Source organism: Colwellia sp. Bg11-28, from assembly GCF_002836245.1.
Taxonomy (GTDB): Bacteria; Pseudomonadota; Gammaproteobacteria; order Enterobacterales; family Alteromonadaceae; genus Colwellia; species Colwellia psychrerythraea_A.
On sequence record NZ_PJBA01000018.1, the window covers coordinates 549,098 to 571,019 of the forward strand.

A 21,922-nucleotide genomic window follows, 5' to 3' on the forward strand; every position below is an offset into this window, starting at 1 on the left:
AGAGTTATGCTTGTTTTTGTAGGAGGCCAATCTTTGACGTAACTTTTTTACTGTCAGTCCACGGCAAAAGATAATTTTCCAGTGTGTTTTTTTCTACTTGAGTTAACTGCAAACCTAGTTTGCTGCGGCGCCATATGATGTCTTCCAGATCAACAGCCCATTCGTGCTCTATTAAATACTCAACTTCTTGTTGATATAAGCCAGCACCAAAATGTTGTCCCATATCTTCAAGCGAATTAAGTCCTGCACATATTTCATGGCTAAGTGTGCCGTAAGAGCGAACATAACGATTAATTATTTTACGCGGTAACCAATTATATTGACGTTGCAACTTGGTTTGTAAATTGTGTTGATTATCGAAATCTCCACCGGGCAATGCAGCATCAGCTGTCCAACTTTTGCCCGCATCTGGAAAGTGCTCAATAATTCCATTAACCGCTGCTTCAGATAATTTACGATAAGTAGTGAGCTTGCCACCGAACACTGACAATAAGGGTGCTTTTCCCTGAGGCGCATCCACTTCAAAGGTATAATCACGGGTTACCGCCGCTGCTGAATCAGATTCGTCATCAAGTAACGGTCGCACACCAGAATAAGTCCATACAATATCTTTCGTCGAAATTTTATGCTTAAAATGATCATTAACTACAGAAATTAAATAGTCAGTTTCTTCTTTTGAAATACATGCAGTGGCCGGATCGCCTAAATGCTCTACATCAGTAGTGCCGATTAAAGAAAAGTCGTCTTCATAAGGAATAACAAAAACTATGCGATTATCTTCATTTTGTAAGATATAGGCCTGCGACTCGGTATGAATACGCGGCACTATGATATGGCTACCTTTAATCAAACGAATTTCTTTAGGTGATCGGATTTTTAATGCGTTATCAAAGAAACTTGTTACCCATGGACCCGCAGCATTTACTAACGCTTTAGTTTTAACAACCTGTTTTTGCCCTGTTTGATTATCATGAAGGGTTACTTCCCAAATATCGCCCACTCTCTTAGCATTGGAACAACGAGTGCGTGTCATAATACGCGCACCTTTATCTCTAGCAGCTATGGCATTAAGCACCACTAAACGCGCATCATCAACAGAAGCATCTGAATATTCGAAACCCTTAGTTATTTTATCAACGACAGGACTTTTTTTATCAAACTTTATACCGTGCGAACCTTTTAAAGTTACACGTTTAGCTAAATGATCATACATGAACAGGCCTATTCTGATCATCCATGACGGACGTAAATGCCGACGATGAGGCAATCGAAAACGTAGCGGTCTTATAATATGCGGCGCATTCTTTAATAACACTTCACGTTCTGCAAGCGCTTCTCGTACTAAGCGAAATTCATAATATTCAAGATAGCGTAATCCACCATGAATGAGCTTACTGCTATTAGATGAAGTTGATGATGCAAGGTCATTCATTTCACACAGTACAACATTCAGTCCTCTGCCAGCAGCATCGGCTGCAATACCTACACCGTTGATCCCCCCACCAATGACTAATAAATCATGAATATCATTTTCAGCTTTCATATTATCCTCTTTAATTACCGCAAGCAGGAATTTAGCTAAAATGCTAACTTCCCCGTTGCTTATGTATATTTATTTGTTTAGCAATGTTGTTTTTATATACGATAACCACTAAACGAAAGAATATCAACACAAAGTGAACATTTACGAACATAAATAGAGATTATTTTTATACTGCAAACGATATGCTTATGATAATTATCAGGATTATATTTTAATTAGTGAAAGGTATTAATTTATCTATTCAAAGAAGGTTTGCTTTAGGGAAATGAAAGCATTATTAACTAGCGTTAGTTCGAAATGCTTTATAATATTTTATGACTTAGCTTTAAGTAATATGTAAAGTAACTCTTTGATCTAAAAGGATCTGCTGTATTTCTGCTGGCGGTGTTGCGTCGGTAAAAAAATGATCTGCTTGACTGATGTTACCCAAGCGAACCATGGCATTACGACCAAATTTTGAATGAGCAGCGGCTAAAAGTACCTGACGAGAATTAGCTATAATGGCTTGGGCTACCCTAACTTCTCGATAATCAAAATCTAATAGTGACCCGTCTAAATCTATACCACTGATACCAATAATACCAAAATCCATACGGAAATTTTTGATAAATTCTTCCGTTGCTTCTCCAATAACACCGCCATCCCTATGCCGTACTTCGCCACCAGCAATAACAACTGAAAAATCCTCTTTGGCACCAAGAATAGAGGCCACATTTAAGTTGTTGGTCACGATTTGAAGGCCTTTATGGTTCAAAAGAGCCTGTGCAATAGTTTCATTTGTAGTACCTATATTAATGAAAATCGAGGACCCATCAGGGATCATCTTTACTAACTCAGATGCAATTTTTTCTTTCTCTTGAAGATCCATAATTTTTCGTGTTTGATAATCTGTATTCGAAGTACTAGACTCGATACCTGCTCCACCGTGATGGCGGGTAATTTTTTTTGCTTTTGCTAACTGATTAAGATCTCGACGCACGGTTTGTGGTGTTACTTTAAAATGATCGACTAATTCATCAATGGTAACAAAACCAGTCTGTTTAATTTTATCAAGAATTAATGTTTGTCGTTCCTGTTGTGTCATTTATTTGTACCTTAACGGTTAAAGTATCAATTTTGCAATAAGCCGTTTGGCTAAGAATAAAATATTGCAGCTTTAAACCAACTATTTTGCCAGCAACAAAATAATTAGCAAATATATTTAGCTAATAATATTATTTGTGCTGTTGTAATTACTACATTAAGGCTATAAAGTGAACATTATCGAACATTAATGAAAACTTAACGACGAATTTGGAATTTACATGAGTGATTATATTTTAGCTATTGATCAAGGTACCACAAGCTCTAGGGCTATCTTATTTAACCGTGAAGGCCGTAGTGTGCATTCTGCCCAAGAGGAGTTTCCACAATATTATCCAAATGATGGTTGGATTGAACATGAGCCAGCAGATATATGGCAAACGGTAGAGCGCACCTTTCAGCAGGTCATTGCCAAAGTTGATCCGAGTAAAGATGTAGTCAGAGCTATTGGCATCACCAATCAACGTGAAACTACACTGATATGGGATCGTAAAACAGGTCAACCGCTTTATCGAGCCATCGTTTGGCAAGACCGTCGTACCAGCGAATATTGTCAGCAACTTAAAGACGAAAATTTAGAGCCGTTAATAAGTGAGAAAACAGGATTATTAATTGACCCGTATTTTTCCGCGACAAAGATACGCTGGATTTTGGACAACGTTGATGGTGCTCGTGCCCGTGCTGAAAAAGGTGAGCTAGCGTTTGGTACAGTAGATACTTATTTATTATGGAAGTTAACGGGTGGAAAAGAACATCGCACAGATGCAACCAATGCATCACGCACTATGTTATTTAATATACATACACAGGAGTGGGATGAAGATTTATTAACCATTTTCAATATCCCTCGCACTTTATTACCCGAAGTGATGGACTCTTCCGATGACTTTGGTGTCACAGATAAGGACATTCTGGGGATTGAAATTCCTATATTAGGTATGGCTGGTGATCAGCAAGCAGCGTTATTTGGACAAACCTGTTTCCGAGAAGGTATGGCCAAAAGTACCTATGGCACAGGTTGTTTTATGATTGTCAATACAGGTGATATCGCGTTGAAATCAGAAAATAGGTTGCTATCAACCGTAGCCTATCGAATCAATGGCAAAGTAACCTACGCTTTGGAAGGCAGTATTTTTATTGCAGGGGCAACGGTTCAATGGTTGCGAGACGGTCTTAAACTAATTAATGACGCAGGAGATACTGAACCTTTAGCACGACAAACCCCTGTTGATCACGGTGTATATTTAGTACCTGCATTTACAGGATTAGGTGCCCCCTATTGGGATCCAAATGCCCGTGGAGCTATCTTCGGTTTAACTCGAGATACAGGCATTAAAGAAATTGTTACCGCTGGTTTGCAATCAGTTTGTTATCAAACTAAAGATTTACAAAAAGCGATGGAAAGTGATGGTGAAAGACCGATTGCATTACGAGTTGATGGTGGCATGGTAGCAAATAACTGGGTGATGCAATTTCTTGCTGACATTTTAGGCGCGACGGTTGACCGCCCACAAATTACTGAAACAACAGCATTAGGTGTCGCATATCTTGCAGGACTAAAAGCTGGAATATATGACTCACTTGAAGAGTTAGAAGATATGTGGCAGCGGGAAAAGCGCTTTGAACCTAATTTTGATAAGCCAACTCGTGATAGTTTATACGATGGTTGGAAAAATGCTGTACGGCGCGTGCAAAGTTAATAAAACACTTGGTTCATTACTTTCGGCAAAGCCTGTTCATTTAGGATGGTATAACAACAGCATAATTACCATTTTATGCTGCCTCGATAAGATTAAAACTTAATCGCAGATATGGTAATTATTAGAGGACTAGTTTGAAATTATTTCAAGCTTGTCTTCTAATCTGAATAGCTTGATCTAAGAGCAATAAATAGCCAATGCTTTCAATACGCAAGAACAAGTCAAAATTAATGTCAAAACCTATCTCACTATATGATGGCGGAAACGATCCTAAATCGATCTGAAACTTATAGGGCTGTCCTAGTTGTTTTGATACTATTTAACGAAAATTAAAGCTCAATATTGAAATAAACTACTCAGTTTAGGATTAAATATGGAATACTTACTAGAAGCATTTAACTTCGCTAAATGGCCCAAAATCTATTACGGTCCCGGTATTACAAAAAGTCTTGAAAATACCTTAGCTGATTTAGATAATGTGTTATGGGTAACCGGTGGGAAAGAAGGTTATTACTCCTCCTACTTTAAAATGTTTCTTACCATTAGTGGCATTAATATTAATAGTAAGAATCTAGTACAAATCAGTGGCGAACCAAGTCCGCAGGATATTGATGCAATTTGCCAACGATTTCAGGATGAAAATAATCAAACTAACATAAACAAAGTTATCGGGATTGGTGGTGGTTCTGTCTTAGATGCCGCTAAGGCCTTATCAGCAATGATGGTAACACAACATAGTTTGTTAGATTATCTTGAGGGGATAGGTAAAGGATTAACACTGCCAGATAATATTCTTCCATTCGTTGCGATTCCCACCACATCAGGAACAGGCAGTGAAATGACTTCAAACGCAGTATTTAGTCAAGTTGGAGACCAAGGTTATAAAAAATCAATTCGTCATGACAAGCTCATTCCCACAGAAATTTGGTTAGATTCAAGCTTAACAACCACTTGTCCTCCCTTACAAACAGCCTGTTGCGGACTCGATGCTTTTACCCAACTACTTGAAGCCTACTTATCGACTAAAAGTAACCTCATGACAGATATGTTAGCTGAAAAGGGTATGCAACTCATCATAGATAACCTTGATGCAGCCTGTTCTCATGGCGCACAAAATACCAAGGTTCGTGGCGCACTGGCAATCGCATCTATGCTATCTGGAAGTTGCTTAACCAATGCAGGCCTTGGGATAGTTCATGGCATAGCGGGTCCTATGGGTGGGTTTTATGATATTCCACATGGTGTAGCGTGTGCGGGACTTATCGCAAAGGCGAACCAAGTAACACTAGATGTCATGATAAGAGAAAATAACAACAAAGATATAACAAAAATGGCAAAAATAGGACTGCTGTGCAGTGACCATAAAACCTTAACTAAAGAGCAATATTGCCAAGCCCTAGTTGATAAGCTTTACCGTTGGCAAAAACAATTTAAAATCCCTAAATTTGCACAATACGGTTTAAATCATGCCACATTAGATCAACTTATCAGTGCCTCAAGTTACAGGAATAATCCCGTCAAATTAAGTGATAAAGAGATTCGAGATATTATACAAGCTTGTATTTAACCTATTGCCAGTTTTCTAGATAGGGGTTAGTCAACGTAAGCTATGCAAACTAAATTTTTATGATTAAATCTGTTATGCATTTTACTATCGAATGAATGTCCGCTTTAGCTATTCTGATCTTGCACCTTAAAAGTACATCGCTAATGTCGGGAATGCGAAACCGATCTGAATAAACTTAGAGTTAAGAATGTTTGCTTCGTAAGTATCCTTACAAGCAATTTCATAATCAATTCCTGTAAGACATCAATCCCAGCTTCTTGCATTCCCTAGCTCATGCCACCGACACCACAGAAGAAATCTTCGGCCTTCATAAAAAACCTTTTATTTAAATAAGCTTTTATTTCAAAAAATCATCGCATTAAACACCACTTTATTATTAAACGATAATACCAAATATAAGTACCTATATATTATTACTTAAAAATATATATCTAAAGCTTATTGTCCCCCCCATAACTGACGTATTTTTTATTTCCTAATTGTGCCTGTTTAAGTACTTAGGCCAGCCCAATAGACAGTTATTTTGGAGTTCTTTAACCTAAACAAAAAATTAGACTTATGTTGGAATAAAAAAAGCCATCTAACTATGTGCCCCACAGCGAGATAGAATCATAAAATTTTTAATAGCTAAATTAATATTAATCTAATGTCCGCTTTGCTATTTTTTAACAAATTAGAATTTTTTTGCTTTATAGATTTCTGATGAAATTTAGAACAATTCAATTATCTAATACAGGGATGATTTGTATCGGTTCAAATGTCGCTAGGTAAGCCAAAGCTAACGTCTGGTTTCGTATCAAAGTGATCATTAGAGTAGGTGATTTTGACCTATAAAATAGGCTTTCAATGTGGAAAGTGATGGTTAGTTTCTATCTCACTGTGGGGCGAAAGCTCCAAAGACTTAATACTCTAAATTTGTATAGTCTTGGTTGATTTTAATATTATTCGCTTTTGGGATTTAGGACCTAACTGTACGCAAAAATGTTAGATTAAATTTCAGATGTAAAGGATATGATTCTTTCAAATAAAAACGACCACTATAGGCTCATTATTTGCGTTTAAATATAGAATATGAACGGCAGCAATGAGCTGTAAGTTCAACCAGTCTTATTTTTATTTAAAAGCGTCAGATCAAGTTTGAGCTACTACAAATAAGGATATTGATACCAAAAGATAACGAGGCTATTCAAAACCACCTATTTCAATGTGTTTTATATACTGAAGGAAAAGCTCTTTTTTACCAGATTTATATAAATCGCAAGGTGTTTTGTTGGCACATGCTGGGATTTTGTACGTATTAAGCCAGTTAACAATTTCTGATTCGTTACTACACCACTTTTTCAATAATGGCAGTAAATAAGCAAGTTCTTCATCAGTAAAGTATTGTTTTACTTCTCTAATGCTATTCATAGTATTTAAAACACGATTCAACCGTTGTTTATTCTGTTCACGGAATGCATGTCTAGTTAAATCTCTCTCAGCTTTCTCAAGCAACGATAACCGCATATAAATCTCCAACGAATTAAAACTTAATGAGCCAGCTTCCCTCAACAATTTTATTTCTGCATCATTAAAATTTAATTCAACAACATGAGTACGCTCATTCATATTAGAATTTCCTAATTAAAATAGATTTTTCAACGTGCAAATTTTCACTGTTTATTTGAACTTTAATAAATCCACTCTCTCGTATGTCATCCTTTTGCCTAAAGACTTAAATAATGATTACTCTAAAGGGGTTAATCCAAGCTCAAGAGTTTCTTGCTTGAACCTCCCAAATATATTCATCATACTTTCGTAAGTATTTGTTAATGGATTATTTTTATTCGTCGGCGTGGTTTGAAGCTCTAAATTATCTTTAAACTCATTAAAATAGAGTTTGTCCTTTTTAGTATTTATGATCTCATTCGGTGAACATTCAGCCTTCACTTCCTGCCCACTACCGTCGGTATCTTGTTTAGCCTTAAAATTAGCATTCATTATTTCAAATTTAACCACGTCCGCTTCATCCGGAATATCCTGAGCTACGCGGTAGGCATACTCAACGAGCTTAGGCTCCGCAGGCATGTACAAGAATGCCTCCTGATTTATGGCATCTGTTGCCCGTAAATTGCGGCCCATTATTTGTCTGAAATGCATTTCGGTTTTGATTCTGGTTAGATGGCAAGTTACTTGTAGTCTCGGAATGTTCGTTCCTTCACTAATCATCCCAACAGATACAACCCATTTAGAACTAGATTGTTTGTACTGATGAATTAGTTTTGTTGGTTCGTCTTCTCGATATGTAATGATGGTAGCAGCTTCATTAAAGCGCTCAGCTAACAGGTCTAAAATTTGAGTCGCATGCTCAACTGATGCAGCAACAATCAATCCCCCAGCGGAAGGATTACTAAGTCGAATTTTATCTAGTTTGTCGTTAGCTTGTTTAATTACATGAAACAACAACTGCTCATTTTGGATTATTTCTTGATACGGGAATGCTGATTGAGTTAACAAATCTTTAAAGCAGTTAAACGATTTACTTTCGTTGTCGCTAGTAAGCGAAATATCATCATTATCAATTGCTATAATCTGGGGAGTACGGCAAACACCATCTCTAATTGCCTCAGAAAGCCCATAGACGTAATCACATTGAATTTTGTTAGTACGACTCAAATAATGTGAAAGGACGATTGGAGCAGTGTCTGAGCGCCAAGGAGTGCCAGTTAATGCGAGAGTGAATTCAGCACTATCCTGAATATTAAGGATAATTTGCTCTCCCCAAGCATTAGCATTTTCAATTTTTGAACCAGAGCAGTGATGAACTTCATCAAAAATCACGAAAATACGGTACTTCTTAAATAGCATCCAGAAGTCTGTATCAAGGTGAAGCAAGCTTTGATACGTCAGAGACTGGCCTTTAGAGCCTAATAACCCGTCAAACTTTTCACCAATTACGCTTTCTAGCGTTTGACTAAAATCAACACAAACGACTGATGACGGGGAGAAGCATATAACAATGTCTGCAAGATCACGCTTAATCATTCTGTCAGCAAGTACAGAAGCCATAAAAGTTTTACCCGCACCAGGCGTTGCTAATGCTAGAAAGTGTTTTTTACCACCAATATATTTATCTAAAGCTAAGTTAATACAGTCAGTTTGCCAATAGCGTAATTTCATTTTATCTCTAATGCTTGTTTAAATAAGGTTTTCAACTGCCTTGATACAGCCAAGGAGTTTACTGTTATGCTCTCGTACTTCATTGTATTTTGGTTGTAATTTAGATTTAAGATTGGGAAACTGATCGCAAAGACGTTTGTACTCTTCAGCCTCACCAAACCCTGTTAGTAGCTCATTTTTATAGTGGTTTAACCTTTCGGTTAATGCTTCACCTAAGTGAGGCGTATCCATAAGATCAGCATCTTTCTTTTTCTCTACATATATTTCTGGATTAACGGCGATAGCGGCAGGATCAAACATCTCAGTTTTAATAAACGAAGTGATCCCTTTTTTCTTTGACACAGACTTTTTTATCCAGCCTCTTTTCAGTAACTTCAATAGCTCGGTATAAACGAACCTACGGGCATCGTTTGGATCAATCGTTTTATCATTATGTAAAGCCAAATAAGCTGACCTAACTTCTACAGTAGAGAAGTGATCAAAGTTAGGTGCTACAACAATTTGAGCAACAAGGTTGTTTAATTTCATTTAATACTCCACATCAAACAACCGACCAAGAGTAAAATTAATGGTCAGGTGTAACTATAAGCCGTGGTGTTATAGTCCGTGGCATTATAATCCGTGATATTATAATCCGCAACATGAAATAGTTGTTCATTTGGAACTGAGGTTTATCCGATGAGCGATCTAATACATAAATTTGCAGAAAAACTACGTAGTTTGAGAGAAGAAAAAAACATTTCTCAAGACGGGTTATCAAAGCTGACAGATATCGACAGAAGTTATATTGGCCGCATCGATAGAGGTGAAGTGAATATATCAATCAATAACCTTTTTAAAATAGCAAAGGCACTTAAATGCCAACCTGCGGATCTAATGCCCGAAATTGATCTCTCGGATGATTGAAAGTGACATACAAAAAAGTATTGCTTTCTAATTAAGCATTCAGAAATGAACGAATATTAAATTAACAACGAGACGTTAACTCCTTAGTAATTAACGCTCAATAATAAAATAGAAATCTGGAATTTAAACATGGATGAGTTTGATAGCTTCAGGGGAAAAGAAAAAGTAAAAGCTCTAGAAGAAGTCTGCCTAAAAGAGTATTTAGTGGCAGAAAGCTTCAAAGATCTAGTCGCCACGTTTTATGGTGGGATGTAGCTATGGCTGAAGATATAAAAAGTGCTCTATTTGATGCTACCCCTTCTTGGAATGGATTTAATTACCAAGGTAAAGTCGGGCTTTATGTTTGTCTAAAAATGATTTTAGCAAAGCTTGATGACATGGATAAGGACTCTGTTGATTTTATTGGTTTTCTGAACAGTCATACTATTGAATATGAATGGATAGAAGATTTTTCAATTAAGCAAAATGGTAGTTATGTGTCTTTACATCAAGTAAAGCATAAGGCTGGTGAAGGCTTCGGTGATCACATTAGTGCGATAGTCACAATCCTTAATAGAAAATTATGCCGTTTGTCTGAAACTGACTTTAATAAATATATTGACCTAAATATTGATTACACTAACTGTGCCGATGCAACCGAAAGAAGAGACTTGTTATTCGATCAAATAAAATCAAAATTTGATTTGTTAATTGATGCTGGGTATCTAGATGATAATCATAGGTTAATGGATAATTGGACAGACATTGAAGATGATATAGATGGTATATCTGAAGCGCATTTAACTAGGTTACTCACTGAGTTTGATGCATTTTCTAATAACACCTTTGGTGAATCTAAAACATATTTTCATACAGCAGAGAGAGTATTAGCTCCAAGAAAGAACATTAATGATTATGCCGGAATACCTGCACAACATCATGCAACAGTAAATGGGCTAAGGACTCTTTCGAGTCTCGATGTTTATTTGGATTTTGATACTCAAACAGAGTATGAGTTAGCACTTAGTGATCAAAGTCTAATGGATATAATAATTGATTTAATATCTCAATTGTTAGCGATAATACATCCTTTAGAAAATATTGAAGCTGACGATATTTCTTTATACTTTACATCACTTAACGATGTAATCGATAAGCATATAGCTAAAAGACACGATAATATTAGGCAGCAAAATAATCAGGGGGAAGGCTTTCAAGAGCTTAGGGAATGTATTTCTTTTCTAAATTTATTTACTCCTCTTAAACGTTTATTAAAAAATCAAAATGATGACTATTGGGAGTGTTTTTGTAAAAAACACTTTGAACAAGCCTTTAGTGATCAAATTCAAAGGATAGAGCAACGCATTGATAATGCGAACAACGTAGAGTTAAATAAAAAAAGGATACTTAATTTAGAATATTTTAGAAAAAACATTCTTTGTCAGTATTCTTGCTCAAGTCTATTAGCGTTAATATCTCCGCATGAAAGCAATAATACATCCAAAGGCATGTATTACGGTAACATCATTAATCCATATTTAATAAAGGATGTATTCTTGAGATTAATCCAAGAATTAGACTCTGTTGATACTCTCCTTATCAAAGCAAATGATTCTTTTACTTATCACCCCTCTACAATTAATTTACAGTCAAATGATGCAGAAGAATGGCAGGAGAACCTAGAAATATATAAGCATAAAATCTCTCAAAATAATGCAATCACGTCATTGTTAGACGCTTCTCATTTGGTGGTACAAACCAGCCCTGGTCATGATGTCAGTGGTGAATCGGTAGCGTTGCAAAACATCATTGAGGCCATCGATGCCGAAGCGACTGTTGATATTGATCATAGGACTAATAATGTGAATAACATCAAGTTTGAATCTTTAGAAAATGCAATAAGGATAATTAGTAATGAGTAATATGGAAACTCTAGTAAATAGAATAGCTGTTGAGCAAAATTTCACTGTTCATGTGGAAACCGAGTTTAAAATTTCAGGTGACTCATATTTAAACTTATATATAGCGACTAAGGATTCTTTTGAATATTTTATTTTTATTGATCTCCCTTATACGCAATTACAGTTTGTTAATAAAAAAATTCAAATAACCTTGTTTACCCAGCTTAAGAAAAAAATGTTAGAGCAAGAAGCTTTACCATTTGAAGTAACACATTTCTTTGAAAAAAATACAAGCTTGATTTTAACAACGAATGTTCCTGATGAAGAGTCTAAATTAACATTATTAAAGTCGGTTTCAGCAATCGAAGAAGACTCTTATTATTATAAAAAACAAGTTCTTTATTATTCTAATCTTGATTTAGATATTATTATTAACAAGCGATTACTTGATATAAATTTATCAGAATATTGCAATACCATAATTTCCAATATAGAAAAATATGATTTTTTTGTTTCTTTTGGCGATGAAGAGTATGACTTCATTGCAAGGTTGTATGAAAAGTTGCCATTTCTTACTTTATCGGTGACGGAGCGTGAGCAGTTAGATTTAGATAGCATGATAAATGTAAGTCTTAGTATAGATGAGCTAGAAGAGCTTCCTAATTTATTAGCATTAACGACTAGTGAAGCTATAGACAATTGGATTGAAAATATAGGGATATTAAATGATTAAGTTAGGTAAATTAAGAGTAGAAAACTTTAAATCATTTGAAGATAGTTTTACGGTTGATTTCAATGGTAACGACTTATTAATTCTTGATGGTCCAAACGGATTTGGTAAAACAACATTATTTGATGCTATTGAATTATGCTTTACTAGAAGAATTGGGCGTATTTTAAGTACTGATAGAAAACAGAAAAATAGCCATCTACTCAAAAATAAGGCGGACAAAGAAACTCGAATATTTTTAGAGCTAATTGAAGAGAATAATACAAAAGTAGTTGTTTATGTTTCTATTCCTCCTAATACATCCAAAGATGATAACAAGGCTGTTAATTGCTCTGTAAGTCAAATTCTTCTTAAAGAATGGCCAACTAATTTCACAGAAAACGTTCAGTTTAGTTTTTTTGAGGGACAATCCCTTAATGAGATTGTAGGTAATGATGCGCTAGAAAACACGTTCGATTTATTTAACTATATTCAGCAGGAAGAAACGTGTCACTTTTTGAAAATCAGCGAAAGTGATAGGCATAAAAAAATAAATTACTTATTTGGTACAACAAAGCAAAATGCTGAAAAAGAGCAGCTACAAAATATCAAAAATAAGTTAAGTCGAAAGTTAGCTCAAATTCATGAGAATATAGAAAAATTATCAACGTATAAGAAAGCGTTTGAATTAGATTTTGATAAAGAATTTGGCCAACCTTCTGATAGAAAAGATATTGTTCCTACTGGTCTCATTTCAAAAGTCATTACATTTGAGCCAAAAAATTCAGAGCAGATTGGTGTTTATAAAAATTCGCTACATGACGTGTTATGGATCAGTAAAAATATTGATGAATTCCATGCTCTTGAATTTAATAACCTCTTAAATTACTTATGTGAAAATAGAATTCAAGAACTCAAAGATCTTATCCTTGTTGGTAATAAATCTAGCTTTAGTAATATTTTGAAAATTGAAAAACATGTTAGCTGGTTAAATAAGTTAGTAAAAAAAATTAATGAGTATGAAGCGTTTAATAAAATAGCTCCTGAGTCCCCTAAAAATTTAACTACTGATGTTCTTTCTCAATTTATAAGTTATTTTCCAAGTTTAGTTTCAAACTATGCACTTAAAATTGAAGATTATTTTAAATTGCAAAAAGAGTTAGGTTCATATCAGCAGATACTTAATAAGATTTCTCAAAGTCGAGAAGCCTTACAACAGCAATATCAAATTCATATAAATAATGATGTAAATAAAGCTGATGTAAGTTGCCCATTTTGTGGTGATGTGAAATTAACTGATAATCAACTTTGGATAGAATATGCATCACAAACCAAAGTTTTTGAGGGACTAAAATCAGATAGCCTGACTAAATTGGAAGATATTTCAGTTTATTTAGTAGATGAATTTATATCAAAATGTATTAATAAATCTTTATCTTTCATCAACAAATACCAACAATATGTTGGCTTATTGGCCCCTCTGTCTAGTAAATTGATAACAGAAGATAGATGGGAGAAAATGCAAAAAATAAAGCGTTGGTTAATGGAACATAATGTTAGTTTTGAATCATCAATATTAGCGAATAATGCTAAAATAAACGAAGATGAATTACGCATTAAACTTTCTGAACTTCAATCAAATATAAGAAGAAATGCTAAAGCTGTTAGTACAGAAAAAAGTGTTGATGAATTAAAAAAAGCGCTTCAATTTTATGGTTTATCTGTGACTGAGAGCTTAATTAAAACTTTTGAAGATAGTACCATCATTTCAAATGAAGATATTAAGCAAGACTTAGATTATATTGCCTTGACTGAATTACACTCAAACTCTTCTAAACACCGAGACATAATACTTAAGTTATCTAACCTAGATAAACAAAAGAAAGTGATCTTAAATAAAGAATCACTTGTTAAATCGTTATTTAATAAGTACAAAAAGCAAATAAAAGATTATGAAAAAATTGTAGCCAAGCAGGTTGCCATTCCATTTTATATTTATAGCAGTAAGGTACTTCAAACTAGACCAGACGGTAACGGGGTTTTCCTTCAAAGCGCGGAAAACAACAGAGAAAATGGGTACTTGAGGTTTGTTTCAAATTTGAATGATGATCATGACGCTTGGAATACCATGAGTTCAGGGCAGTTATCAGGTTTGGTTATTTCATTTATGTTAGCAATGAATAAAGTTTATCCGACTAAGTTATCAACTCTTTTAATTGATGATCCTGTTCAAACTATGGATGAAATTAATCTAGCGTCTTTTGTACAATTATTGAGAAATGAATTTCCTTCATCTCAGGTTGTTATATCAACTCATGAGAGGAAAAGTGCGAATTATTTTGCATATAAATATCAAAAGAACTCCAAGGTTGAGTTAATAAATATGAAAAGTCGTAGGCTCAGTTGATATTAATCAAGGTTGATTATTTTAATCATGTGAATTTAAATTCAGAGCTTGGAGCTCACTATAATCTGTTATCGAACATTATGATAATGGAAGCATTAGCATGGCGGACGGACAATACCTCAATTAAACTTGATTTGCTTTTAAAAAGTTAGAGTCAATTTAATACTAGACTCTCAATAGTTATGCTTATGATATTCAATGTTTCGAGCTTTAATTGTTAATAATGAATTAACATGTAGTTTAGATGAAACAATTTTATCTACAACTTTAAAGTACCTAAATTGAACACTATTACTAAATTTATTTTATCTGTAAACATCTACTGTAGATGTTTTTTATAAGGGATAATTATTATCATTACCTTGCTGCAGAGCTATATAATACTAACGAAACGCCCACCCAGCCAAACATCTACAAAAGTCACTGGAGTAAATACGCACGCATGTCTAAAGCCGCGCTTAATATCGCAGCAGTATCATTGGCACGTGATCTGACAGAGGATAATATCGCTGTCGGTATTTATCATCCTGGTTATGTACAAACCGAGATGGTAAATCGCGATGGCGTTTTGAGTAATGGTGACATTAGCGCGAACGAAGCAGCTGAGCGACTAATTGCCTTAATGGATAACTTATCCATGGCAGATTCAGGTGTATTTAAGCACTCAAATGGCGAAACATTACCTTGGTAAATTTAATCTAAATAAGCCAGTTTAAGAAATAAAAATGAGCTTTGCTTCACAGGCTTATTTTTCTATCCTTTTTTTGCTGCTTTTTCATGCTATTTGCCATGACAGTTATTCTCTTTTGCCCTCCACTGTTATATCATTGCGCCACTATTTTATGTCTGTATTAAAGGCCTGTGACTATCAAAAGCGTTATTAATTTATGCAAAAGAGTTTTCTCCAAAAAAGTGAGTAAAACTATCGCCAAAACGACCCCTAAAAAGGACGCTAAGAAAAGCGCCCGTAGCAACACTAATGTTACAACTGCATCCTTTGATAACCCATTGATCTTCTCACGAGATCAGCATCCCGTTTCACGTAAATTACTTAGCCCAAATGCACTTAAAGTATTATATCGCTTAAATAAAGGTGGTTTTGATGCCTACCTTGTTGGTGGCGGCGTTCGTGATATTTTATTAGGCTTTAAACCTAAAGATTTTGATATTGCAACAAATGCGACACCTGATGAAATTAAAGAGCTGTTTAGAAATTGTCGCTTAATTGGTAGACGTTTTCGCTTAGCACACATTGTTTTTGGTCGTGAAATAATTGAGGTTGCAACCTTTAGGGGCCATCACGATAATGCTTCTGAACAAGAAAAAAGCTGCAAGAAAACCTCTAAGCAAAGCGAAGATGGCATGCTATTGCGTGACAACATATACGGTAGTATCGAGGAAGATGCTGAACGTAGAGACTTCACTATCAATGCGTTATATTACTCAGCTAAAGACTTTAAAGTTTATGATTTTGCTAATGGCGTTCAAGATGTAAACGATAAGGTGATTCGCTTAATTGGCGATCCTGAAACTCGTTACCGTGAAGATCCAGTACGTATGCTACGAGCCATTCGCTTTGCTACCAAGCTTGATATGCAAATAAGTGATGATACTAAAGCACCGATTAAAGAATTATCTACTTTAATGGCCAATATTCCTGCGGCTCGTTTATTTGAAGAATTCTTAAAAATGTTCATTGCAGGTAAAGCTGTCGCTAACTTTGAGCAACTACGTAGTTACAACCTCTTTGGCTATTTCTTCCCTGCTGTTGAACAAGCACTTAACGATGAATCAGACCAGCAACGTTTTTTACTCGACTTTATTATGCTGGCGATGGAAAACACTGACAAACGCATAAACAATGATCAACGAGTAACGCCTGCGTTTTTATTTGCTGCTATGCTTTGGTATCCATTACAAAAGCATATTCAGCAAATTAAAGTCACGACTCAACTGACTCCACAAGATATCTTCTTTGCTGCCCTAAATGAAATAATGCCAGAGCAGCAACGCAGTATTGCGATTCCTAAACGTTTCCAAGCCGTCATTAAAGATATTTGGATCCTGCAAGATAAGTTAGGCCGCCGCGAAGGAAAACGAGCATTTAAAACGTTAGAGCATCCTAAATTTAGAGCAGGTTATGACTTCTTGTTACTACGCGCACAAATAGAAGATACTGATGAGCTTAAAGAATTGGCACACTGGTGGACAGATTTTCAAGAGGTCTCAAACGAAGCCCGTCTTCAAATGATCAAAGGCGTAAAATTACCACAAGGCGCAAAAAGGCGCCCAGCAAAGAAACGTCGTAAGCCTGCTGCAAAACCACCTGAAGCATAACGGCAAGCTGATGCAAAACAAAGTAACAGCTTATATTGGTTTAGGTAGTAACTTATCAGATCCAAGGATTCAGGTGAGCAACGCAGCTAAAGAAATAGGTAAAATATCCGCAAGTCATGTTATTGCCTTTTCCTCTTTGTACTTGAGTAAGCCGATGGGCCCACAAGATCAAGATGATTACATCAATGCGGTAATTGCCATCGAGACAAGTTTATCTGCACTTGAATTATTAGACGCTTTACAAGCCATAGAAAATTTGGCTGGGCGGGTACGAAAAGATAACCGTTGGGGCGCACGAATTCTCGATTGTGATATTTTACTGTACGGTAATGAATTCATAGAGAATGAGCGCTTAACTGTTCCTCACTATGGTATGAAGCTGAGAGAGTTCGTTCTACTTCCTCTCGCAGAGATTGCGCCTTCTTTGCAATTACCAGACCGTAGCTTAATCATCGAACTTGCTAGCGAAATCAACAGTAATGGCATAGTCAAATTATCATTATCAACATAATGAATATTAAAATTATTACCCTTAACAGTATACTCATTAACGCTAACTGCTTAATAAGCTAATTAACCTATTCGGAAAAGTCATGGCTAAAATCACTACTGCAAGCTTGCTTAACATGAAACAACAAGGCAAAAAGATATCAACTATTACTGCCTATGATGCCAGCTTTGCAAAATTATTTGATCAAGCAGGCATACACGCCATACTTATTGGCGACTCTTTAGGTATGGTATTACAGGGGCAAGACAGCACATTACCTGTGACAATCGAAGATATGGCTTATCATACACGTTGTGTAAAACGTGGCGTTGAAGAGACCCTTATTATCGCCGATATGCCTTTTATGAGCTATGCCAACGAAGAGCAAGCTCTAGCAAATGCAGCGCTGTTAATGCAAGCAGGCGCTAGTATGGTAAAAATAGAAGGTGGTGCTTGGCTTAACGGCACTATTTCTGCCCTTGTTGAACGCGGTGTTCCCGTTTGTGCTCATTTAGGTTTAACACCGCAATCAGTTAATATTTTCGGTGGCTTTAAAGTGCAAGGCCGTGACGATGACAAAGCCCAACAAATGATCGCTGATGCAAAAGCACTTGAAGCAGCTGGCGCTCAACTATTGGTACTTGAATGTATTCCAGCGATTTTAGGTGAAGCCATCACGCAAGCGCTTACTATTCCAACTATTGGTATAGGCGCAGGTAAAGACACTGATGGACAAATTTTAGTTATGCACGATGCCTTAGGTATTGCGTGTAATTATATGCCTAAGTTTTCGCGCAACTTCTTAAAAGATACTGGTGATATAAAAAAAGCCGTTGAGCTCTATATCAGTGAAGTGAGTGAAGGTAACTTCCCAGGTGATGAGCATATATTCAAGTAATCCCAACAAACAAATGAATTTAGTACTTTTTAGCAAAAACTCAAAACATAGCTCTATTAATAAGATACTAACAATAGAATACTTATAAAAAATAACGGCAAGATAAATTTATGAAAACAGTCAGTCAAATTAGTGAATTACGTGCACAAGTAAAAGCATGGCGTCAACAAGGTTTAACCGTTGCTTTTGTCCCTACTATGGGTAACTTACATGCAGGCCATATTTCGTTAGTAGCTGAAGCACACAAACATGCTGATAAGGTTGTTGCCAGTATTTTTGTGAATCCAATGCAATTTGGCGTAAATGAAGATATTGAAAACTACCCGCGCACGATGATCAATGATGAGCAAAAATTGACTGCCGCTGGTACTGATTTACTATTTACACCGTCACCTGACATTATTTACCCCAAAGGCCTCGCTAAACAAAGCTTTGTTGAAGTACCAAATATCTCTGACGGATATTGTGGGGAGAGTCGTCCTGGTCATTTTCGTGGTGTTGCTACGATTGTCTGTAAACTATTTAATCTAGTACAACCAGATGTGGCTTGTTTTGGCTTAAAGGATTATCAGCAAGTACAAGTCATTCAAAGAATGGTTGAAGACTTGTCGATGCCAATCACTATAATTCCAGTGGCAACCATAAGAGAAGAAAGTGGTTTGGCTCTGAGTTCTCGTAATGGTTATTTAACAGAGGAAGAGAAAGCTATCGCACCTGCCCTACACCAAAGCTTACATTGGTTAGGCGAACAAATTAGAGCAGGTTATGCTCAGCAAGATAGCATTGATTTTATTGGCTTAGCTAAACATGCTGCTAAGACAATTAATGATGCTGGTTTACACACAGATTATCTACATGTCTGTCACGCAGAAACATTGCAGCCAGCAAGTGAAGATGATACTCAGTTAGTTATTCTAGCGGCAGCACACTGTGGTAAAGCTCGTTTAATTGATAACTTGCAAGTAAACCTAGCTTAACGCCCTTTGCTCATTACTTTAAATGTTTACTTCGCTTATTCTTTTTAGCTGAGTAAACATTTAATTAGTGCCGATACAATCATAACAATGTCTCATAGTTCATTAAGTTCTTATCCAAAACTGTCGAAGAAAACCGATAAAAAGGCCATTTTACGCTTCTATAAAGATAACCATTATTCAGCAAGATTTATTGGCTTTGATAATTGCTACCTTATCAAGATGGGTGACAACATAATTGCTAGCGTAATTATCTCACAAGGCAATAAATCGCAACAGATAGACACAGCTACTGAAGTGACGTCCACCGATATTTTTCAAGACTTGAGCCAAGATAAACCACAATACTTACTACATGCATTGCTTGTTTCACCTGATTATCAGAAGCAAGGTTATGCAGTGCAACTACTAAAACATACGATAACGCATCATCAGCCGCTAATTTGTTTTGCACACACTTCGTTAAGTAAACTATACCTAGAGAATGGATTTACTCTTATTGCAGACGACTTACTGTGTAAATTTTTAAATCCTGCTCTATATAATCGATTCCAACTGTATTTAAAACATAAACCTGAACTCAAAGCTTTTATTCATCAATAAGTGATGTAATAAGAATCAGCCTTGTTTATACAATGCTTGAATTGAAGAATTAACTAGTCATTTAATCCGCATTAAATAAACCTTGGGTACTCTTTTACCTAGTTAGTACCTAGCGATTACCTACTTTAAAGAGATTATGACTAACACATATTTAATCAAAGTCAGCCTTTAATTTAACAATGCCAATCATAAGCCAAGTAGTCATAACAAACGGCGCGGTAAAAGCAGGTATGGCTATCATCTCAAAAACTCTTGTAAACAGTACTGAGAATAAAATAGCCAAAATGATAAGCCAATACTTATTAGGGTAGCGATCGACAAGCGCGATAGCGACAAGGCAGCCATTGAAACCATAAAGTCCCATCATTGCTTTCTCTTGAGAAAAACCAAAAGTAGTCGCGACCAGCAGGCCGATAAGTGATCCCAATATTGCCCATACTGCGGTTTTATAGGAACTGAACAGCAGTGCACAACAAAATACTGCACCTGAAAGCCAACTGTCTTGCAGCATAACTTGCCCTACACCACGAAGAACTCCTTGCAAAGAATCAATGAGTGTCGGTGATATAGAGCCAGTAAAACTCCCCGACATTGGATCTGCTAATCCTACAGAATCAATGATCAACACAATCGTCCATGTTGAAAGAATAAAGGGTGTAGTCAACGCGGGAATGCTTGGTATTTTAGTTATCATCACATGCATAAGAAGCGCCGAAAAAGCACCTCCCAATAACACCAAAACAAGAGAGATAAAACTCAGAGGTAAAAGGGAGAATACTGCGATACCAACCAAAGCAGCATTGAAGCCATAAAAACCTTTAGTTACGCAGTTTGAATCATACTGAAATAATTTAGCAACGGCTAAACTCGATAAAATTGCCAGTATACATCCTAGCAACATTGTAGGTGAGTTTAATCCAATACCTACCAAAAATAGGAAGCCAGTGACAGTATTTGATTGCAACATAACTTGAGCTAAGCTACTTAAAAAACGTTTGGTGAAATTTTCAGCTGGATAATTCATGATTATTTATTGACCGCAAAACTGTATCGACAGTAACAAGTCAAGCTACGACTTATCCTAACGGTTATACCGCTAGAATAAAGGAAGGATAACCTTAGGTATTCACTACCACTAAAACTATCAGTGGCTAGTGAAATTAGTGTTTTAAGCTAGTTGCTACTAATATACTTTAGCGTTGTTATCACTTGTTCAACCGATGTAGCCCAAGCTTGTGCACTGGCATCCACTTCTTTTAACGGGTGAATCAACTCTTCACTATGTAAGGTAATATAAGGCTTATCTAATGCAGCGCAATAACCGGCATCAAAAGCAGCATTCCATTGTTTGTATTTATCCCCAAAACGGATAATAGCAACATCACAACGCTCAATAAGCGTTTTTGTTCGTATGGCGTTCACTTTGGCCGATTTATTATCACGCCAAAACTGTTCTGTTTCAGCACCAAGATGATCACCCGCACTATCACTCGTTTCATGATGAGTAACCGCCGAAGAAAAGACGATGTTTAAGTTGCTCTCTTGGCAACCTTGAATAATTTTTTCGCGCCAATCGGTATGAATTTCACCGGAAAGATATACTGATAATTTCATCATTAAGCCCCTAGTTAGAGTTAGCTAAAGCTATATTTAGCGAAGGTTATAT

General features: G+C 36.0%; 19 protein-coding genes and 1 pseudogene. 13 read left to right on the forward strand and 7 right to left on the reverse strand.

Translation table 11 applies throughout. The features are described from left to right. Positions 1-4 precede the first annotated feature (4 nt). Positions 5-1,543, reverse strand: a complete 1,539-nt coding sequence (glpD, locus tag CXF79_RS19620) for a glycerol-3-phosphate dehydrogenase (protein ID WP_101157355.1) — start codon at positions 1,541-1,543, stop codon at positions 5-7. Positions 1,544-1,868: 325 nt separating this feature from the next. After that, complete coding sequence (locus CXF79_RS19625) at positions 1,869-2,627, reverse strand: DeoR/GlpR family transcriptional regulator (RefSeq protein ID WP_101157357.1); 759 nt, start codon at positions 2,625-2,627, stop codon at positions 1,869-1,871. A gap of 220 nt (positions 2,628-2,847) precedes the next feature. Here CXF79_RS19625 and glpK point away from each other — a divergent pair, with 220 nt between their 5' ends. Together glpK and CXF79_RS19635 are read left to right on the forward strand one after the other, a co-directional pair. Further along, positions 2,848-4,326, forward strand: a complete 1,479-nt coding sequence (gene glpK / locus CXF79_RS19630) for a glycerol kinase GlpK (protein WP_101157360.1) — start codon at positions 2,848-2,850, stop codon at positions 4,324-4,326. A gap of 373 nt (positions 4,327-4,699) precedes the next feature. Further along, on the forward strand, positions 4,700-5,893 hold the full coding sequence (locus CXF79_RS19635; RefSeq protein WP_101157362.1) for an iron-containing alcohol dehydrogenase: 1,194 nt from the start codon (positions 4,700-4,702) through the stop codon (positions 5,891-5,893). 1,182 nt (positions 5,894-7,075) lie between these two features. Here CXF79_RS19635 and CXF79_RS19640 read toward each other — a convergent pair. The 3 genes from CXF79_RS19640 to CXF79_RS19650 form a co-directional block, all read right to left on the reverse strand. Continuing rightward, on the reverse strand, positions 7,076-7,501 hold the full coding sequence (locus tag CXF79_RS19640; protein WP_101157364.1) for a hypothetical protein: 426 nt from the start codon (positions 7,499-7,501) through the stop codon (positions 7,076-7,078). 117 nt (positions 7,502-7,618) lie between these two features. Next, a complete protein-coding gene (locus CXF79_RS19645; RefSeq protein WP_101157366.1) occupies positions 7,619-9,052 on the reverse strand; it encodes a DEAD/DEAH box helicase in 1,434 nt (477 codons plus the stop codon). Positions 9,053-9,070: 18 nt separating this feature from the next. Beyond that, positions 9,071-9,580, reverse strand: a complete 510-nt coding sequence (locus CXF79_RS19650; RefSeq protein WP_101157368.1) for a hypothetical protein — start codon at positions 9,578-9,580, stop codon at positions 9,071-9,073. Between the two features lie 150 nt (positions 9,581-9,730). On the opposite strand from CXF79_RS19650, the gene CXF79_RS19655 reads away from it, so the two are divergent. From CXF79_RS19655 to CXF79_RS19700, 11 genes and pseudogenes are all read left to right on the forward strand, one after another. Next, a complete protein-coding gene (locus CXF79_RS19655) occupies positions 9,731-9,958 on the forward strand; it encodes a helix-turn-helix domain-containing protein (protein ID WP_101157370.1) in 228 nt (75 codons plus the stop codon). Between the two features lie 129 nt (positions 9,959-10,087). Further along, positions 10,088-10,213 (forward strand): hypothetical protein, encoded by a 126-nt coding sequence (locus tag CXF79_RS23860; protein ID WP_269801480.1) that lies wholly within the window; start codon positions 10,088-10,090, stop codon positions 10,211-10,213. A 2-nt stretch (positions 10,214-10,215) separates the two neighbouring features. After that, positions 10,216-11,859 carry an ABC-three component system protein gene (locus CXF79_RS19660; protein ID WP_101157372.1) on the forward strand — a complete coding sequence of 548 codons (1,644 nt, stop codon included), beginning with the start codon at positions 10,216-10,218 and terminating at the stop codon, positions 11,857-11,859. Then, positions 11,852-12,571 carry an ABC-three component system middle component 1 gene (locus tag CXF79_RS19665; protein WP_101157374.1) on the forward strand — a complete coding sequence of 240 codons (720 nt, stop codon included), beginning with the start codon at positions 11,852-11,854 and terminating at the stop codon, positions 12,569-12,571. The genes CXF79_RS19660 and CXF79_RS19665 overlap by 8 nt, the downstream gene beginning before the upstream one ends. Then, entirely contained in the window at positions 12,564-14,954 is a 2,391-nt protein-coding gene (locus tag CXF79_RS19670; protein WP_101157376.1) for an AAA family ATPase, read from the forward strand. The genes CXF79_RS19665 and CXF79_RS19670 overlap by 8 nt, the downstream gene beginning before the upstream one ends. Positions 14,955-15,393: 439 nt before the next feature. Further along, a pseudogene (locus CXF79_RS19675) lies at positions 15,394-15,645 on the forward strand (short-chain dehydrogenase); the annotation flags it as partial. 221 nt (positions 15,646-15,866) lie between these two features. Continuing rightward, positions 15,867-17,291: a polynucleotide adenylyltransferase PcnB gene (gene pcnB, locus CXF79_RS19680; protein ID WP_101157378.1), complete on the forward strand. Its 1,425-nt coding sequence runs from the start codon at positions 15,867-15,869 to the stop codon at positions 17,289-17,291. 10 nt (positions 17,292-17,301) lie between these two features. Then, positions 17,302-17,802 carry a 2-amino-4-hydroxy-6-hydroxymethyldihydropteridine diphosphokinase gene (gene folK / locus CXF79_RS19685; protein WP_101157380.1) on the forward strand — a complete coding sequence of 167 codons (501 nt, stop codon included), beginning with the start codon at positions 17,302-17,304 and terminating at the stop codon, positions 17,800-17,802. Positions 17,803-17,884: 82 nt separating this feature from the next. Continuing rightward, positions 17,885-18,679 (forward strand): 3-methyl-2-oxobutanoate hydroxymethyltransferase, encoded by a 795-nt coding sequence (gene panB, locus CXF79_RS19690; protein ID WP_011045043.1) that lies wholly within the window; start codon positions 17,885-17,887, stop codon positions 18,677-18,679. A gap of 110 nt (positions 18,680-18,789) precedes the next feature. Then, a complete protein-coding gene (gene panC / locus CXF79_RS19695; RefSeq protein ID WP_011045044.1) occupies positions 18,790-19,656 on the forward strand; it encodes a pantoate--beta-alanine ligase in 867 nt (288 codons plus the stop codon). Positions 19,657-19,743: 87 nt separating this feature from the next. Next, complete coding sequence (locus CXF79_RS19700) at positions 19,744-20,256, forward strand: GNAT family N-acetyltransferase (protein WP_011045045.1); 513 nt, start codon at positions 19,744-19,746, stop codon at positions 20,254-20,256. A 151-nt stretch (positions 20,257-20,407) separates the two neighbouring features. On the opposite strand, the gene CXF79_RS19705 is transcribed toward CXF79_RS19700, so the two are convergent. After that, positions 20,408-21,280 carry an urea transporter gene (locus CXF79_RS19705; RefSeq protein ID WP_101157382.1) on the reverse strand — a complete coding sequence of 291 codons (873 nt, stop codon included), beginning with the start codon at positions 21,278-21,280 and terminating at the stop codon, positions 20,408-20,410. A 149-nt stretch (positions 21,281-21,429) separates the two neighbouring features. Further along, positions 21,430-21,870, reverse strand: coding sequence for a YtoQ family protein (locus tag CXF79_RS19710; RefSeq protein ID WP_101157384.1), 441 nt, complete (start codon positions 21,868-21,870; stop codon positions 21,430-21,432). Positions 21,871-21,922: the final 52 nt, after the last annotated feature.